1 protein-coding gene is annotated in these 268 nt (G+C 54.9%); it reads left to right on the forward strand.

Features of this window, described 5'->3' with window-relative positions; translation table 11 throughout:
* A partial coding sequence (locus AC6UDD_RS06960; protein ID WP_500720053.1) for a DapH/DapD/GlmU-related protein occupies positions 1 to 268 on the forward strand: 268 nt, incomplete at both ends.

Below are 268 nucleotides of genomic sequence, written 5' to 3' on the forward strand. Positions count from 1 at the left end.
GTTCATCTCTCCGCCGCGGCACAAATCGGCGGCGTGCTGGAGCCGGTGAATGCAACACCGGTAATAATAGAAGACGATTGTATGATCGGCGGCAATACGGGTGTTTACGAAGGGACAATCGTTCGTCGAAGGGCAGTTCTTGCAAGCGGCGTCATCCTGACGCGGTCAACTCCCGTTTTTGATTTGCCGAATGATCGGATTCTGCGTGCGGAAGGCGATAAACAGCTTGAAATACCCGCCGGAGCCGTGGTGGTTCAGGGTACAAGAG

The sequence above is a fragment of the Fructilactobacillus sp. X2R1C3 genome (assembly GCF_059901425.1).